The sequence below is a fragment of the Actinomadura rugatobispora genome (genome assembly GCF_042656285.1).
GTDB lineage: Bacteria > Actinomycetota > Actinomycetes > Streptosporangiales > Streptosporangiaceae > Spirillospora > Spirillospora rugatobispora.
Genome location: NZ_JBHSON010000052.1, coordinates 13,236 through 29,325 on the forward strand (window position 1 = coordinate 13,236; position 16,090 = coordinate 29,325).

Genomic DNA, 16,090 nt, shown 5'->3' on the forward strand with positions numbered 1-16,090 from the left:
CGTTCGGAGTGTGACATTCGTGCCGCTACGTACGCTGAACGCTTCAGGGGTACCCTGCGGCGACCCGGCATGGCCCCTGTGACCGACCGAATCCCCCCACCCACCGAGGACCACCAGGTGAACACGTGGCCGCGGCCGCACGACGGAGGCGCATGAGCGAACGCGCGATGCCCCGGGCCGACGACCAGGCTCTCGAAACGGCCCTGCGGGCCGCCCAGGCCGGAGACGACGAGGCGTTCCGGCTGCTCTACCGGGACCTGCAGCCCCGGCTGCTGCGCTACCTGCGGGCCCTGGTCGGCGCCGAGGCCGAGGACGTGGCCGCCGACGCCTGGCTGCAGATCGCCCGCGATCTCGGCTCGTTCAGCGGCGACTACGACCGGTTCCGCGGGTGGGCGTCCACGATCGCGCGGCACCGGGCGCTGGACCATCTGCGGCGGGTCGGCCGCCGGCCCGACACCAGCGTCCGCGTCGAGGACCTCACCGACCTGGTGGGCCGGGACGATCCGGAGCGGGACGCGCTGGAACGCCTCTCCACCGACTCGGCGATCGCCCTGATCTGCGGTCTGCCGAGGGATCAGGCCGAGGCCGTGCTGCTGCGCGTGGTGGTCGGCCTGGACGCGAAGGAGGCCGGGCGCGTGCTGGGCAAGCGTCCTGGCGCGGTGCGGACCGCCGCCTACCGAGGGCTCCGCCGGCTGTCCGAACGCCTGAACACGTCGGTGAACGATGACTCGGACGGGTCTCCACCCCCCGTAGAGGACCGTTCCGATACGCCTGCGTCCGGCGCCGGGCAGGCGGGAGAAGGCCGTTCGCGGAAGGTCCCACGCGAGGCCTCGCAACCGGGTGGCGCGGCGGGATCCCGAGAGTCGGCAGCGGGAACGCAGGCCGTCTCGGACTCCGCAACGAACTCGCCGGCGTCCAACCCGCCCAACGCGGCATCTGGAGACACAGCGCGGACCCGGGATGGCGGTTCTCCGGCCAGTGAACGGCAAGCGTCCAAGGTCCGCGCCCATGTTCCTGGGGTTTCGACTGCGCCCCAGACCAACCGACAGGGCTCGGGTGTGAGCATGCAGATGCGCCTCCCGGAAGGCTCATCCACAGGAAGCGCCGCCTCGAACGTCGACGGGTGCAATGGCGCGAATCCGCGGGGCGGCGCCGACTCGCACGCGTCCGTGGACGCTTCTGAGGGTTGGCAGGGTCCCGGCGGCGCCTTGGCCGACCCGATGCCGAGGGTTGACCCCTCCGAAGTGCCGAAGGGGCCGGGCAGGCGCTGGATTGACGGCTGGCGGCGCCGGAGCGTCCGGTGGGGTGGGGCTGCCGGGTTCCCGGTCGATGGAACGTTCTTGGGAAGCTCGCGCGGACGCCTCGGCCTCGTCGGCCCATGCTTTCCTGGCGGAGCGGCGGATGCTTCTCGTTGAGGCGCGGTGACGGAACAGGGGGCCGGGTGTGACACGTTCGGGGGCCGTGGCGCTGAAGAGGGTGAGATGAACACCTACGGCCACGGATTGGATCGCGACGCCGCCGAGCGCCTGCTCGACGGCGGTCCCGGCGATCCCCGGAGCGGGTCCGGGGCGCTCGCCGGCGTTCTCGCCGCCGCCTCGGCGCCCGCGCGGGCCGGGGAGCTCGCCGGGGAGGACGCGGCCGTCTCGGCCTTCCAGGTGGCGACCGTGCGGCGGTCGGCCGCGGCACGCCGGCGCGGGTCGGTGTTCGTGCGGCTGGTGCCGCTGAAGATCGCGGCGGTGGTGCTGGGGACGGCGACCGCCGCGAGCGGCATGGTGCTGGCGGGCGGGGCCATGGGGTTGCCCGTCGGCCCGCTGTCGTCCGGACGGGAAAGCCCGCCGCCCTCGATCCCCCTGGACCGGAGCACGTCCACGGCGAGGCCCGATTCGGAGCCGCACGCCAAGTCCGGTACCGCCTCACCCAAGTCTTCGCGTCCCGCCCTCGTGAACCTGTGCCGCGTCTACCTGGCCGTCGACCCGCCCAGGCGCGCTCAGGAGTTGGGCAAGCCGACCCTGCGTGCCCTGGTGGACGCGGCGGGCGGCGCCAATCGCGTCCCGGGGTACTGCGCCGCGCTCACACCGTCCCCTGGGAAGACCCAGGGCAGGGACGACACCGCAACCGGCGACGGCAACAAGAAGAAGTCCACGAAAGGGCCCAACAGGGGGAATGACGGCCAGGGCGAGGACGAGGGCTCCGGCGGCGATGACGACAACGGCGACGGCAACGGCAACGGCAACGGCAACGGCAACGGCCCGAGGCCTTCCAAGGGTGCCGGTTCCAAGCCTGACAAGCAGGATTCCGACGGCGACATGAACGAGCAGTCCTCAGGGGCGCCCCGGCAGAGGCCGACCGCCCCTTCGCCCACCTCGACGCAGACGTCGGCCCCCTGACCCCACAGACCGGCCCGGATCCCGCAGACCACGGGTCCCGGCCACATAAGCGGCGGAGAGACGGTTGTGCCCCCGTGACCGTCTCTCCGCCTTCTTTTCCAGGTTTCTCCTAGCCCAGCGCGGTCAGGACGTGCAGCCGCACGCGTGAGAGCTCCGCGGGCTCGGTCAGGGGCAGTCCTGAGGCGTCGACGACGTAGAAGACGTCCACGGCGTCGGCGCCCAGGGTGTCCACCTGGGCGGCGCGCACCTGGAGGCCGCACTCCCCCAGTGCCTGCCCGACGCGCCACAGGAGCCCCGGACGGTCGTGGGCGCGCACCTCGACGACCGTGGCGGTGCTGGACGCGTCGTCCACGATGGTCACCCGCGGCGGCGGGACGGGCACGCCGGGCCGGACGCGCAAGGACCGGGCCCTGCGTTCCAGCCGTGCGGCCACGTCGAGGCGGTCGGCGAGCATGCGGCGCAGGTCCGCCTCCAGCGCGGCCGGGTCGGGCGGGTTGCCGTACTCCGGCACGGCGGTGAACTCCAGGACGGCCGTGCTCGGGCGGGACCCGCCCGAGGACGCCGGGGACGACACGCGGGCCGTCCGGACGGCGAGGCGGTGCAGGGCCAGTACCCCGGCGGCCCTCCAGAGGAGCCCTGAGCGGTCCGGAGCGGCGATGGTGACGTGCGACCCGGTGATGCGCACCGAACCGCCGTCGTGGCGCGCCAGGGCCAGCTGGGAGGGGTTCAGGGCGGGCGGTGGAGGCGGGGTGCCGCCGGCGAGGGCGGCGGAGGCGCGGCGGGCGAGCTCGGCGATCAGCCCGGCCTTCCACGTGCCCCAGGCGCCGGGCCCGGTCGCCAGGCCGTCGGCGATGGCCAGCCCGGCCAGCAGCTCGACGATCTCGCGTTCCCGGCCGGGGACGGCGGAGACCGCGGAGGTGACGGCCTCGACGGTCCGGGGATCGTCGATGTCGCGGCGGGTGGCGGTCTCGGGGAGCAGCAGGTGGTAGCGCACGACGGTCTCCAGGACCCGCACGTCCTCGTCGGCGAAGCCCATCCGGACGCCCAGGTCGCGGGCCACGACCGCGCCGCCGACCGAGTGGTCGCCGGGCCAGCCCTTGCCGATGTCGTGCAGCAGCGACCCGATGATCAGCAGGTCGGGACGGGACACCTCGCGGGTGAGGGCGGCGGCGCCCGTCGCGGCCTCCACGAGGTGGCGGTCGACCGTGAAGCGGTGGACGGGGTTGCGCTGGGGGCGGTTGCGGACCCTCTCCCAGTCGGGGAGGAGCCGTACGATCAGGCCCGCCTGGTCCAGGGCCTCCCATACGCCGATGGCCGCCGGCCCCGCTCCCAGGAGAGAGACCAGGGCGTCCCTTGCCTGGGCGGGCCAGGGCGTGGGCGGAAGCGTCGCGTGCTCGGCGAGACGGTCTACGGTGGCGGGGGCCAGGGGCAGGCCCGCCTGTGCGGCGGCGGCGGCCACGCGGAGCACGAGTGCCGGGTCGTCCAGGTTCGCGTCCCGGGCGAGGACGACTTCGCCCTCCTGCTCCACGGCCCCGTCTCCCACGGGGCTCCGTTCCACGCCGCGTCTCCCGGAGGGGCCCCGCGCACCGCGAGCCAGAGGTGTACGGCGCGGGGCGCAGAAACGCTCGACGCGCCGCCAGAGGTGGTCACCCGCATAGGTGATCGTGCGGGCGGCCTCGGCGATCGTGCGCAGCAGCACGTTGCCGTCCAGCAGGCCGAGCGCGCCCGCGACGGCCTCCTGCTCCTGCAGGACGAGCCGGTCACTGGCCCTGCCCGTCACCTCGTGCAGCACGTGCCGCACGTCCAGGAGGAAGTCATGCGCGGCCCGCACGCGCGCGTCGGGGGCCGAGGCGACCCAGGACGCGGCGACCGCCTGCATGACGTTGACGTCCCGCAGGCCGCCGTGGGCCTCCTTGAGGTCGGGCTCCAGGAGGAAGGCCAGCTCCCCCTTGGACTCCCAGCGCCGCCGGCACATCTCGCCCAGCTCGGCCAGCCTGCGCCTGGCGTCGGCGCGCCAGTCGGCCAGGACGGCCGCGCGCAGCTCGTCGACCAGGGTGTGCTCTCCCGCGATGCGGCGCGCCGAGAGCAGGCCCAGGGCCGCCTTCATGTCGGTACGGGCGACCTCGCGGGCCTCCTGCACCGTGCGGACGGAGTGGTCGAGCCGGATGCCCGAGTCCCAGACGGGGTACCAGACACGGTCGGCGACCTCCGCCACGTCCGGGCGGCCGCGGTGGAGCAGCACCAGGTCGAGATCGCCGCCCGGAGTCAGCTCCCGGCGGGCGTGGCTGCCCACGGCGACCAGGGCGACGCCGTCCGCGCCGCTCGGGACCAGCGGCCGGCCCCGACGCACGTTCGGCGATCCCGGGGCACTCTCGTTCTCTGCGGCGTCCGCGGCGCCCAGGGCGGTCGTGCCGGCCGCGTGGCCCGCCTGATCCGCGCCGTCCGTGCCGCTCAGATCGGCCGTGAGACCCGCGGTCGATCGCGTTGTTCTCCCGCGGGCCGGAAGGCCGCCCGCGCCGTCGTCACCGAAACCCGTGCGCCGGACGCCGAGCAGACCGGCGAGCCAGCGATCCAGTTCGTCGGCCCGTGCGGCCCGCGCCGCCACGAGGGCTGCGCGGGCCGTACGGGTCTCTCCCCCGACCGATCCGTGAACCAGAGCCACTCCGTTCCCTACAGCGCGTCCGCGCCGGTCTCACCGGTCCGGACCCGGATCACGGTCTCGACGGGAACGGCCCACACCTTGCCGTCACCGATCTTGTCCGTGCGCGCAGCCTTGACGATGACGTCGATGATGTCCTCGGCGTCCTCGTCGTCGACCAGCACCTCGACCCGCAGCTTGGGCACCAGGTCGACCTTGTACTCGGCGCCCCGGTAGACCTCGGTGTGCCCCTTCTGGCGGCCGTACCCGCTGGCCTCGCTCACGGTCATCCCCTTGACCCCGAAGGTCTCCAGGGCCGCCTTGACCTCGTCCAGCTTGAACGGCTTGATCACCGCCGTGATCAGCTTCATGCGTCGGCCTCCACCTTCTTGTCGGCTCCGCCGGTGACCTTACGGGCGGGTGAGGGCAGCGAGGCGCCCACCCCGGCGTGCACGCTGCCGAAGTCGTAGGCCGTCTCCGCGTGCGCCGTGCTGTCGATGCCGGAGACCTCGTCCTCTTCGCTGATCCGGAAGCCCATCACCAGGTCGATCAGCTTGGCGATGATGAAGGTGACCACGAACGAGTAGACGAGGGTGGCGACCACCGCGACCGCCTGCTTGCCCAGCAGCGACAGCCCGCCGCCGGCCAGCAGCCCGTCCGCGCCGGCGTCGTTGACCGACGTGGTGGCGAGGATGCCGATCAGCAGCGCGCCGACGATCCCGCCGACCATGTGCACGCCCACCACGTCCAGGGAGTCGTCATAGCCCAGCTTGTACTTGAGGCCGACCGCGAACGCGCACACCGCGCCGGCGACCAGGCCCAGCGCGATCGCGCCGAGCGGGGTGACGAACGCCGCCGCCGGGGTGATCGCGACCAGGCCGGCCACGATGCCGGAGGCCAGGCCCAGGGTGGTCGAGCTGCCGTCGCGCAGCTTCTCCACCACGATCCAGGCGAACGCCGCGGCGCAGGTGGCGACCAGCGTGTTGATGAACGCGACCGCGGCGGTCGAACCGGCCGACAGCGCCGAGCCGGCGTTGAACCCGAACCAGCCGAACCACAGCAGACCGGCGCCCAGCAGCACGAACGGCAGGTTGTGCGGGCGCATCGGGTCCTTCGGCCAGCCCTTGCGGCGCCCCAGCACCAGCGCCAGCGCCAGCGCCGCCACACCGGCGTTGATGTGGACGACCGTGCCGCCGGCGAAGTCCAGCGCGCCCAGCTCGAAGATCCAGCCGGCCTTGCCGCCGTCCTGACCGTCCGACCACCACACCCAGTGCGCGATGGGCAGGTACACCAGGGTCACCCAGACCAGGGTGAAGACCACCCAGGCCCCGAACTTGGCACGGTCCGCCACGGCGCCGCTGATGAGGGCCACCGTGATGATCGCGAAGGTGGCCTGGAAGGCGACGAACACCAGTTGCGGGATGCCGCTCCCGTCGTCCGCGGTCGCGACCGTCTCCAGGCCGACCAGTCCCCAGTCGCTCAGACCGCCGATGAAGGAGCTGAGCCCCCCGGCCTCGGTGAAGGCGACGGAGTAGCCGTAGACGACCCAGATCATGCCCACCATGGCGATGCTGACGAAGCTCATCATCATCATGTTGAGCACGCTCTTGGCCCGGCTCATCCCCCCGTAGAAGAAGGCCAGACCCGGTGTCATCAGCAGGACGAGCGCCGCGCTCGTCAGCATCCACGCGGTACTACCGCTATCGATCTTCATCGTGGGGAGAGCCCCTCCTCGACCGGGAACTTCGGATTCCTCAGAGACTCTGGGCTGGCGGTTTCACCTGAAAGGCCCTTGTGTTTCTACGGTGTGAAACCCCATCGCGAACTGTTTCCGCGATGTTTCGGAATCCTCACACTCCGTCCGTTCGGGACGGCTCCCCTGGCGAGATGGGCGTTTTGCTTCCCATGGGGTGGTCGAAAGGCACCAATGTGGAGGGGTTGTTTCATTGCAGGGGGACGCCCTCACGCCCCCCGGGACGGCGCGAGGCGCGTCCACAAACGGACGCGCCTCGCTCCAGCCAGGTGGGTCAGTCGCCCAGGATCGCGTCCACGAAGGCTTCGGGTTCGAAGGGGGCCAGGTCGTCCGGGCCTTCGCCCAGGCCGACCAGTTTGACGGGGACGCCCAGTTCGCGCTGGACCTGGACGACGATGCCGCCCTTGGCGGTGCCGTCGAGCTTGGTCAGGACGATGCCGGTGACGTTGACGACCTCGGCGAACACGCGGGCCTGCTGCATGCCGTTCTGGCCGGTGGTGGCGTCCAGGACCAGGAGGACCTCGTCGACCGTGGCCTGCTTCTCGATGACCCGCTTGACCTTGCCGAGCTCGTCCATGAGGCCGGTCTTGGTGTGGAGGCGGCCAGCGGTGTCGACGATCACGGTGTCGACCTTGGCGTCGAGGCCCTGCTTGACGGCCTCGAACGCGACGCTGGCCGGGTCGGCGCCCTCGTCCTTGCGCACGACCTGCGCGCCCACGCGGGCGCCCCAGGTCTCCAGCTGGTCGGCGGCGGCGGCGCGGAAGGTGTCGGCGGCGCCCAGGACCACGGTGCGGCCGTCGCCGACCAGGACCCGGGCGAGCTTGCCGCAGGTGGTGGTCTTGCCGGTGCCGTTCACGCCCACGACCATCAGCACGGCGGGACGGGTGCCGTGCGGCGCGGTGTGCAGCGACCGGTCCAGGTCGGCGCCGATCTGCTTGACCAGCTCCTCCTTCAGGAGCTCCCGCACCTCCTGGGGGCTGCGGGTGCCCAGCACCTGGACGCGGGTGCGCAGGTCCTCGGTGATCTGCCGGGCCACCGAGACGCCGATGTCGGCGCCGATCAGGGTGTCCTCGATCTCCTCCCAGGCGTCGTCGTCGAGGGTCTCGCGCGACAGCAGGCCCAGGAGGGTCTTGCCGAAGGTGTTCTGGGAGCGGGCCAGCCGGGCGCGCAGCCGCACCAGCCGGCCGGCGGAGGGCGGCGGGACCTCGATCTCGACCTTGGGCGGGACCTTCTCGACCGGTGGCGCCCGCTCGGCCGCGGGCGCCGCCCGCTCCTCCTCCTCCTCGACGGTGGTCGTGCCGCCGGGCTGCAGGTCGGCGGGCCGCTCCGCGGGTTCGGCGGGCGGCCGGGGCTTGCGGCGGCCGGGCCGCAGGAACAGGACGCCGCCGATGATCAGGACGACGGCGGCGAGCCCGGCGATGAGGATCAGATAGTCCATAGCGCATCCAGTTTTCCAGACCGGCGCCGATGCGCCGAACCCCGTCCCGTGGCAGGCGAGCCGCCCACCTGCGGTCTTGTCATCCCACGGCCTGCTGCGCCGAGCCCCGTTCGGCGGCCGCCTCGGCCATGATCTGGGCGGTGAAGCTGAAGACGGCGGCCCAGTCGCGTTCCAGATCCTCGTCCCAGCCGGGCCCGGTGAAGTGCGCGAGGGCCGTCAGCAGGCTCACCCCGAACCGCGGGAAGTGGTCGTTGGCGAGGCCGTGGCCGGCGTGCCGGCGGCCCAGCTCCCACAGGTACGGCACGAGGGCGGGCGGGTCGTCCACCAGGGACACGATGTGCGACAGCGCCTCAAGGAGCCTGCGGTTCTGCTTCTCCATCGACGCGGGGAAGAGGTCGCGCAGCCCCGGTTCGCGCTGGAAGAGGTCGGCGTAGAAGTAGGCGATCAGGCCCTCGCCGTTCTCAGCCACCGCGGCGAAGTTGGCCTTGAGCCGCTCGGGATCCATGGGATACCTCTCAGAAGCCGGTCTCCGTCCGGGCAGGCTGCCCGGAGCGGGGTCGGAGAACGACCGGTGCCCATGAGTAGTGGATGGCCCCCTCCCGGCACAAGGCTCAGGCCGGTTCGTGTTCCCGGAGGCGCTGGCTGACCACCTGCGTCACCCCGTCGCCGCGCATGCTGACGCCGTAGAGGGCGTCGGCGCCCTCCATGGTCCGCTTCTGGTGGGTGATCACGATGAGCTGGGACGACTCGCGCAGCTCCTCGAAGACGCGCAGCAGCCGCTGGGTGTTGGTGTCGTCCAGGGCCGCCTCGACCTCGTCCAGGACGTAGAACGGCGACGGCCGGGCCTTGAACACCGCGACCAGGAACGCGATCGCGACCAGGGAGCGCTCGCCGCCCGACAGCAGCGACAGCCGCTTGACCTTCTTGCCCGGCGGGCGGGCCGCGACCTCGACGCCGGTGGCCAGCATGTCCTCCGGCTCGGTCAGCGACAGGCTGCCCTCGCCGCCGGGGAACAGCCGGGCGAAGATCCGCTCGAACTCGCGGGCGGTGTCCTCGTAGGCGGAGGCGAACACCTGCTGCACCCGGTCGTCGACGTCCTTGACGATGTTGAGGAGGTCACGGCGGGTCTTCTTGAGGTCCTCCAGCTGCGAGGTGAGGAACGCGTGCCGCTCCTCCAGGGCGGCGAACTCCTCCAGGGCTAGGGGGTTGACCTTGCCGAGCTGGTTGAGCTGGCGTTCGGCGGCCTTGGCGCGCTTCTCCTGCTCGCGGCGGTCATACGGCGCGGGTTGCGCGTCTCCATCCATTTCACCGCCCGAACCTGCCTCCTCCGGGCCGGGCGGGACGGGCTGGTCGGGGCCGTACTCCGACACCAGGGCCTCGACCTCCAGGCCGAACTCCTCCAGGGCGCGCTGTTCGAGCTGCTCCAGGCGCAGGCGCTGCTCGGCGCGGGCGACCTCGCTGCCGTGCACGACGTTGACCAGGCGTTCCAGGGTGCTGGACAGTTCGCGGACCTGGGTGCGGACGACCTTCAGCTCGGCCTCCCGCTCGGCCCGCGCGCGCTCGGCCGCCTCCCGCTGCGTCACCGCGGACTCCAGGGACGTCTCGATGCGGCGCAGCGCGGTCCGGGCGCCCCGGTGCACCGCCTCGGCGACGCGGGCCTGCCGCTCGCGGCGGGCGCGGCGCTCGGCGGCCCTGGCCCGCTCCTCGCGCTCGCGGCGGGCGCCGCGTTCGAGGGCGTCGGCGCGGCCGGCGATGGCCTGGACGCGCTCCTCGGCGGTGCGGACGGTCAGCCGGGACTCCATCTCGGCGGCGCGCAGCTCCTGGCAGCGGGCGTTGAGCTCGTCGCGGGCCTCGGTGTCGTGCCCGGCCTCGTCGGCGACCTCGGCGGCCTCCTCGGACTCGGCGAGCCGTGCGGCCAGTTCCTCGGCGGCCTGCGCGTCGGTCTCCAGGGACTCGCCGGCCGCGTCCAGGGCCTTGGTGAGGCGCTCCACCTCGCCCTTGGCGGCGCGGACGTCGGCCTCCAGGCGGGCGGCGCGTTTGGCCTCCTGGGCGGCTTGGGCCTCGTGTTCGCGCAGCCTTCCCCGGACGCGGTCGAGGTCGGCCTGGGCCTGGTTGACCCCGCCCTGGGCCTGGTTGACGGCGGCCTGGGCCTCGTCGAGGGCGGCCTGGGTGCGGTGCTCTGCCTCCGTGGCCTCGGTGAGGGCCTCGGCGCTTTGCTCGGCGGCGGTCTCGGCGGCGGCGAGGTCCTCACTGGCCTGGTCGAGGGTGGCGCGCATCTGGAGGAGGCTCTGCGCTCCCCCGGCGGCGCCGCCCTGGGCCCAGTGGGCGCCGACGAGGTCGCCGTCGCGGGTGACGGCGCGCAGACGGGGCTCGCGCCGGACGAGGGCCACGGCGGCGGCCACGTCGTCCACGACGGCGACGTCGCGCAGAAGCTCGCTCATGGCGGCGCCGAGGGTGTCGGGGACGGTCACGGCGTCGGCGGCGTAGTCGATCCCGTCGATCCTGGCGTGCTCCGGACCGGAGTCGCCCGAGCCGATCAGCAGTCCGGCGCGGCCCGCGTCTCGCGCGCGCAGCAGTTCGAGGGCGGCCTGCGCGGTGTCCAGGGAGCCCACGGCGATGGCCTCGGCCGTGCCGGCCAGGGCCGCGGCGACCGCCGTCTCGTAGCCGGGCCGTACGGTCAGCAGCGAGGCGACCGTGCCGAGGACGCCCTCCAGGGAGCCGTCGGCGCCCGCCGCCAGAACGGCCTCGCCGCCCTCCGCGGCGCTGGCCAGGGTCAGGTTGAGGGCCTCGATGCGCGCCTGCAACGCGGCGACCTGCTTCTGCGCGGCCTGGTCGGCGGAACGCGCCGCGGCCACGGCGGTGCGGGCCTCCTTGAGCGCCTGCTTGGGCGCGTCCACGGCGGCCCTGGCGGCCTCCACGGCCTCCTTGGCGGTGGCCAGGGTCTCCTGGGCCAGTTCGTGCTCGGCCATCAGTTCGGGGTCTTCGACGACCTCTGCCTCGAACGCCTCGAACTCGGCCTGCGCGGAGTGGACGCGCTGTTCGGCTTCCGTGCGCGCCTCGCGGAGCCGCCCGATCTCCGACTGCCCCGCCTGGACCTTGCTGTGCAGCGCCTCGACGCGGCCGCGCAGCCGGGCCAGCTGCTCGCGCCGGTCGGCGGCGGCGCGGGCGGCGGCCTGCAGGCGCCGCTCCTCGGCCGCGAGGGCCTCCTCGGCGCCGGACCGCTCCTCCACCGCCGTCGACAGGCCGTCCTGGGCCTCCTCCAGCGCGGCGCGGAGCATCTCCTCCTGCTCGCGGACGGCGACGGCCTCGCGCTCCATGTCCTCGGGGTCGCGGCCCCGGCGTTCCTCGTCGCGCGCTTCGGCGGCGTTGCGGTGCCGTTCGGCGGCCAGGTCGGCCACGCCCCGCAGCCGCTCCTTCAGCGCCGAGAGCTTGAACCAGGTGTCCTGCGCCTGCGCCAGCTTGGGCGCCTGCTCGGCCTCCTCGGCCTCCAGCGCGGCCTCGCGCTCCTGCGCCTCCTGCAGGGCCCGCTCGGTCTCGGTGCGGCGCTCGCGGACGGCGGCCTCGTCGGCGGCCTCCTGGTCCAGCCGGGTGCGCAGGGTGACCAGGTCGTCGGCCAGCAGCCGCAGCCGCGCGTCCCGCAGGTCGGCCTGGATCACCGCGGCCCGCCGCGCGATCTCGGCCTGCCGGCCCAGCGGCTTGAGCTGGCGCCGCAGCTCGCCGGTGAGGTCCTGGACGCGGGTCAGGTTGGCCTGCATCGCGTCCAGCTTCCGCAGCGCCTTCTCCTTGCGCTTGCGGTGCTTGAGGACGCCGGCCGCCTCCTCGATCACGGCGCGGCGGCCCTCCGGCCCCGAGTGCAGCACCCGGTCGAGCTGGCCCTGGCCGATGATCACGTGCATCTCGCGGCCGATGCCCGAGTCCGACAGCAGCTCCTGGATGTCCAGCAGCCGGCAGGAGTCGCCGTTGATCGCGTACTCGCTCTGCCCGGACCGGAACATCAGCCGGCTGATCGTCACCTCGGTGTAGTCGATCGGCAGCGCGCCGTCGGCGTTGTCGATGGTGAGGACGACCTCGGCGCGGCCCAGCGGCGGCCGGCTGGCGGTGCCGGCGAAGATCACGTCCTCCATCTTGCCGCCGCGCAGCGACTTGGCGCCCTGCTCCCCCATCACCCAGGCGAGCGCGTCGACGACGTTGGACTTGCCCGACCCGTTGGGCCCCACGACGCAGGTGATGCCGGGCTCGAACTTGAGGGTGGTGGAGGACGCGAAGGACTTGAAGCCGCGCAGCGTCAGGTTCTTCAGGTACACGCGCTCGCGTCCTCCTCCAAGGGATGCGCACGGGGCCTGCTTCCCAGGCCGCCCCGGCCGCCCGGCCGCCCGGCCGGAGCCCCCGCCCCCGCCTCGACCCGGCTGCCTCCGGGAACGGGTCGAACGATACCGGCCGCCCCCGTCAGGACCCGGCAACCGCGCAGCCGTTCCCCTCCAATGTGCCATGATCTGCCCCGATGCGCCCCGCGGTCGCCGACGGCGACGCCCGCCGGCGGACGAAAAGGGAGCGTCCGGGCATGGCAGGAGGCCCTCAGAGCTCCGCTGGGCCCTCGACGGGGCCGTCGCCGATACGCGAACCGCGCGGGGACGGCCGCGACGCCGAGCGAGCCTCTCGGGGCGCGCACGGCCGCACGCGACCACCGGGGATCCGCACGGCGGTCCGCGGTCCGGGAGTCCGGAAGTGCCGTTCACGAAACGTTTCGCGGCCGTTCAGAGCCGCCCGGGCACTGCACCGACGGTGCCACGGCGTGTCACGCGAGGTGAAACATGCCGGTTTCCGCAGGACAGCGCGATAAGAGCGAACCCAAGATCGACTGTACGGTCACGCCGGGCAGGACCGATCGATCACCGGGAAGAGGACAAAACGTAAGGGACGCCGCGGACGGGCGTCCCTGTCTGTTCCTCGAAAGAAGGCGCCGATCAGGTCAGCGCCGGTTCGCGGTCCTTCACTCCGAGCGACAATACGTCGTCGTCGGTCGCCTCCGTAGCGAGCGCGTCGTTCTCTGCCTGAAGCCGTACGAGCTCGGCTTCCAGATCACGTACGCGCTGCTGAAGGCGCCGCATCTCCGCGACCATACGGGGGTCGGGACCGCCGACGTGGCCGAGTAGAGCCTTCGCCATGACTAAGGGTCCTCCACGCTGAGTAACCAGCAGGGATCGCGCACGAGAATCAACTCAAACGGGTGCGCGTATCGTCTAGAGTCGCACCGGCCGGTGTCCTGGTCAAGACGCACATCACAGGCCGGTAACAACCTGTCCTCACTAGTTTAGCAGGTACAAACCGGAAACCCCTACCCGGCTACCGCTCCTGGAAACCGGGGCCTTCTCCGCGGGGCTCGCTCCAGCGCTCGGCGACGCCCGCGACACGTCCCGGGGTCCCCTCCCCGCGCAGCAGTTCCAGCAGCCTCTCGCAGGCCGGCCGCGACCCTTCGGCGACGATCTCCACCCGGCCGTCGGCGAGGTTGGTGGCGCTGCCGACCAGGCCGAGTTCGAGCGAGCGCGACCGCACCCACCAGCGGAAGCCCACGCCCTGCACCCGCCCGCGCGCCCAGGCGGTCAGCCGTACGGCCTCGCCGGCGTCCACGTCGTCCATCACGCCTAGTATCTCGCTCTCCTGGGACGGGGCTGGCAGGTGGGGCAGCTGTAGGAGGAGCGGTTCATGAACTCGTCGCGGCGGATGGCGGACCCGCAGCGCCTGCACGGCTCGTCGCGGCGCCCGTAGGCGTCCAGCGAGCGGTCGAAGTAGCCGCTCTCCCCGTTCACGTTGACGTAGAGGCTGTCGAAGGACGTGCCCCCCACGGCCAGGGCCGCCGCCATGACCTCTCGCACGCCCTCCAGGACCCGCGTGACCTCGGCCCGTGTCAGCGTCTCCGTGGGGCGCGCCCAGTGGAGCCTGGCCCGCCACAGGGCCTCGTCGGCGTAGATGTTGCCGACGCCGCTGATCAGGGACTGGTCGAGCAGCGCGCGCTTGACGCCGGTGCGGCGGCGGCGCAGCGCTCGGTAGAACGCCTCGTCGTCGAAGACCTCTTCGAGCGGGTCCGCCGCGATGTGGGCGATGGGCTCGGGAACGGGCGTGCCCGCCGTCCCGGCCGCCTCCTCGGCCACCAGCAGGTGCCCGAACGTGCGCTGGTCGACGAAGCGCAGGTCGAAGCCGCCCGCGCCGCCTTCGGTGAAGGTGACGCGGACGCGCAGGTGCTTCTCGTCGGGACGGTCGGGCTCGCCCACCAGCAGCTGCCCGCTCATGCCCAGGTGGGCCAGCAGCGCCTCGCCGGAGTCGAGCGGGATCCACATGTACTTGCCGCGGCGGCGCGGGGCCTGCATGGTGCGCCCGGCCAGGCGCCCGGCGAAGTCGGCCGGGCCCTCGGCGTGCCGCCGCACGGCTCGGGTGTGCAGGACCTCGGCGGACGCGACGGTACGGCCGGTGACCCAGCGGTCGAGGCCGCGCCGGACGACCTCGACCTCGGGCAGCTCCGGCACGGTCAGGCCCCCTGGCCGGACGGCGCGGCACCGTCCGCGCCGCCGTCGCCGGCACCGGCCTCGGCGCCGTCCGTGCCCGTGGTGGCGCCGCCGGCGGCCGCGGACTCGCGCGCGACGACCATCTCGCGGATGGCGTTCCAGGCGGCCTCGGCGGCGTGCTGCTCGGCCTCCTTCTTGCTGCGGCCCTCGCCCGACCCGTAGGTGGTGCCGCCGACCCGCACCGCGGCGCGGAAGGTCTTCTGGTGGTCGGGGCCGCTCTCGGAGACGTGGTACTCCGGGACGCCGAGCTCCTCGACGGCCGTCAGCTCCTGCAGCGAGGTCTTCCAGTCCAGCCCCGCGCCCAGCCCGGCCGAACGGGTGATCAGCGCGTCGAACAGCCGGTGCACCAGCGCGGACGCCTCGTCCAGGCCGCGGTCGAGATAGACCGCCCCGATGAGGGCCTCCAGCGTGTCGGCGAGGATGGAGGCCTTGTCGCGGCCCCCGGTGCCCTCCTCGCCGCGGCCGAGGCGGATGTGGTCGCCCACGCTCAGGGCGCGCGCGACCCCGGCGAGGGCGCGCATGTTGACCACGGCGGCGCGCAGCTTGGCCAGCTGCCCCTCGGGCAGGTCTGGGTGCCCCCGGTACAGGGTGTCGGTGACGACCAGGCCGAGCACCGAGTCGCCCAGGAACTCCAGGCGCTCGTTGGTGGGCAGGCCGCCGTTCTCGTAGGCGAAGGAACGGTGCGTCAGCGCGCGTTCCAGAAGGTCGTCGGTGACCTCGACGCCGAGCGCGCGGGTCAGTTCCGCGCGGTCGGGCGCCGGTTCGGTCCTCTTACCGCTCACAGGCCCTCCTCGGAGGCCTCGCACCGCGCGCGGCGGTGCCGATGGCGGCGGACGGCGCCGGGACGCCCGGAACGGCCGGGAGCCCGGGACGGCGCGGTCGCGCGGCCGAGGAGAGGGTCCACGAAGACGAGGTGCGCGCCGGACGATCGACATCCCCGGCGTGCACCACGGCCTCGGGCGCCGGCCCTCCGCCGTTCACCGCACCGGTGCCACCCGCCGGATGGTCGGGTGATCGTGTGCTGGGTGATGGATGCGGTCCCGGCACGGAAGGGGCGGCCGCGCCGTGCGCGGATCCGCCCCCCGGTGCCGGGATCAGTCCTACCTCAGGACGACGGGGCGATGACCTGCCGCCGGTCGTAGGTCCCGCACGTCGAGCAGGCCGTGTGCGGCAGCTTCTTGTCGCGGCACGTCGGGCAGTCGACCAGGGTCGGCGCGGTGGCCTTCCACTGCGCACGCCGGTGCCGCGTGTTGCTGCGCGACTTCTTACGCTTGGGGACGGCCACGTCAGCCCTCCTGCTTTCGTTCTCGTCGG

General features: G+C 73.2%; 13 protein-coding genes. 2 read left to right on the top strand and 11 right to left on the bottom strand.

Annotated features, from left to right (window positions below):
* Positions 1 to 152: 152 nt before the first annotated feature.
* The gene (locus ACFPZN_RS32015) at positions 153 to 1,415 is read left to right on the top strand and encodes an RNA polymerase sigma factor (RefSeq protein WP_378286013.1); all 1,263 of its coding nucleotides are present in this window, start codon (positions 153 to 155) and stop codon (positions 1,413 to 1,415) included.
* 66 nt (positions 1,416 to 1,481) lie between these two features.
* A complete protein-coding gene (locus tag ACFPZN_RS32020) occupies positions 1,482 to 2,387 on the top strand; it encodes a hypothetical protein (RefSeq protein WP_378286014.1) in 906 nt (301 codons plus the stop codon).
* 109 nt (positions 2,388 to 2,496) lie between these two features.
* Here the strand turns inward: ACFPZN_RS32020 and ACFPZN_RS32025 are convergent, their stop codons facing one another.
* From ACFPZN_RS32025 to rpmF, 11 genes are all read right to left on the bottom strand, one after another.
* The gene (locus ACFPZN_RS32025) at positions 2,497 to 5,049 is read right to left on the bottom strand and encodes a [protein-PII] uridylyltransferase (RefSeq protein WP_378286015.1); all 2,553 of its coding nucleotides are present in this window, start codon (positions 5,047 to 5,049) and stop codon (positions 2,497 to 2,499) included.
* 8 nt (positions 5,050 to 5,057) lie between these two features.
* Positions 5,058 to 5,396, bottom strand: coding sequence for a P-II family nitrogen regulator (locus ACFPZN_RS32030; RefSeq protein ID WP_378286016.1), 339 nt, complete (start codon positions 5,394 to 5,396; stop codon positions 5,058 to 5,060).
* The gene (locus ACFPZN_RS32035; RefSeq protein WP_378286017.1) at positions 5,393 to 6,739 is read right to left on the bottom strand and encodes an ammonium transporter; all 1,347 of its coding nucleotides are present in this window, start codon (positions 6,737 to 6,739) and stop codon (positions 5,393 to 5,395) included. Before ACFPZN_RS32035 ends, ACFPZN_RS32030 begins: the two co-directional genes overlap by 4 nt.
* Before the next feature lie 313 nt (positions 6,740 to 7,052).
* Positions 7,053 to 8,216: a signal recognition particle-docking protein FtsY gene (ftsY, locus tag ACFPZN_RS32040; protein WP_378286018.1), complete on the bottom strand. Its 1,164-nt coding sequence runs from the start codon at positions 8,214 to 8,216 to the stop codon at positions 7,053 to 7,055.
* Positions 8,217 to 8,295: 79 nt separating this feature from the next.
* A complete protein-coding gene (locus ACFPZN_RS32045; RefSeq protein ID WP_378286019.1) occupies positions 8,296 to 8,721 on the bottom strand; it encodes a globin domain-containing protein in 426 nt (141 codons plus the stop codon).
* Between the two features lie 106 nt (positions 8,722 to 8,827).
* Entirely contained in the window at positions 8,828 to 12,520 is a 3,693-nt protein-coding gene (gene smc, locus ACFPZN_RS32050; protein WP_378286020.1) for a chromosome segregation protein SMC, read from the bottom strand.
* Positions 12,521 to 13,180: 660 nt separating this feature from the next.
* A complete protein-coding gene (locus ACFPZN_RS32055) occupies positions 13,181 to 13,381 on the bottom strand; it encodes a hypothetical protein (RefSeq protein WP_378286021.1) in 201 nt (66 codons plus the stop codon).
* A 178-nt stretch (positions 13,382 to 13,559) separates the two neighbouring features.
* The gene (locus tag ACFPZN_RS32060) at positions 13,560 to 13,853 is read right to left on the bottom strand and encodes an acylphosphatase (protein ID WP_378286022.1); all 294 of its coding nucleotides are present in this window, start codon (positions 13,851 to 13,853) and stop codon (positions 13,560 to 13,562) included.
* 5 nt (positions 13,854 to 13,858) lie between these two features.
* The gene (gene mutM, locus ACFPZN_RS32065; RefSeq protein ID WP_378286023.1) at positions 13,859 to 14,737 is read right to left on the bottom strand and encodes a bifunctional DNA-formamidopyrimidine glycosylase/DNA-(apurinic or apyrimidinic site) lyase; all 879 of its coding nucleotides are present in this window, start codon (positions 14,735 to 14,737) and stop codon (positions 13,859 to 13,861) included.
* A gap of 2 nt (positions 14,738 to 14,739) precedes the next feature.
* Complete coding sequence (rnc, locus tag ACFPZN_RS32070) at positions 14,740 to 15,516, bottom strand: ribonuclease III (protein ID WP_378286073.1); 777 nt, start codon at positions 15,514 to 15,516, stop codon at positions 14,740 to 14,742.
* Positions 15,517 to 15,881: 365 nt separating this feature from the next.
* On the bottom strand, positions 15,882 to 16,061 hold the full coding sequence (gene rpmF, locus ACFPZN_RS32075) for a 50S ribosomal protein L32 (RefSeq protein WP_378286024.1): 180 nt from the start codon (positions 16,059 to 16,061) through the stop codon (positions 15,882 to 15,884).
* Between the last annotated feature and the right edge of the window lie 29 nt (positions 16,062 to 16,090).

What these genes read in the sequence shown, in the direction of transcription:
- ACFPZN_RS32015 (WP_378286013.1), top strand. Translation starts at nt 153, where the DNA reads ATGAGCGAACGCGCGATGCCCCGGGCCGACGACCAGGCTCTCGAAACG.
- ACFPZN_RS32020 (WP_378286014.1), top strand. Translation starts at nt 1,482, where the DNA reads ATGAACACCTACGGCCACGGATTGGATCGCGACGCCGCCGAGCGCCTG.
- ACFPZN_RS32030 (WP_378286016.1), bottom strand. Translation starts at nt 5,396, where the DNA reads ATGAAGCTGATCACGGCGGTGATCAAGCCGTTCAAGCTGGACGAGGTC.
- ACFPZN_RS32035 (WP_378286017.1), bottom strand. Translation starts at nt 6,739, where the DNA reads ATGAAGATCGATAGCGGTAGTACCGCGTGGATGCTGACGAGCGCGGCG.
- ftsY (WP_378286018.1), bottom strand. Translation starts at nt 8,216, where the DNA reads ATGGACTATCTGATCCTCATCGCCGGGCTCGCCGCCGTCGTCCTGATC.
- ACFPZN_RS32045 (WP_378286019.1), bottom strand. Translation starts at nt 8,721, where the DNA reads ATGGATCCCGAGCGGCTCAAGGCCAACTTCGCCGCGGTGGCTGAGAAC.
- ACFPZN_RS32055 (WP_378286021.1), bottom strand. Translation starts at nt 13,381, where the DNA reads ATGGCGAAGGCTCTACTCGGCCACGTCGGCGGTCCCGACCCCCGTATG.
- ACFPZN_RS32060 (WP_378286022.1), bottom strand. Translation starts at nt 13,853, where the DNA reads ATGGACGACGTGGACGCCGGCGAGGCCGTACGGCTGACCGCCTGGGCG.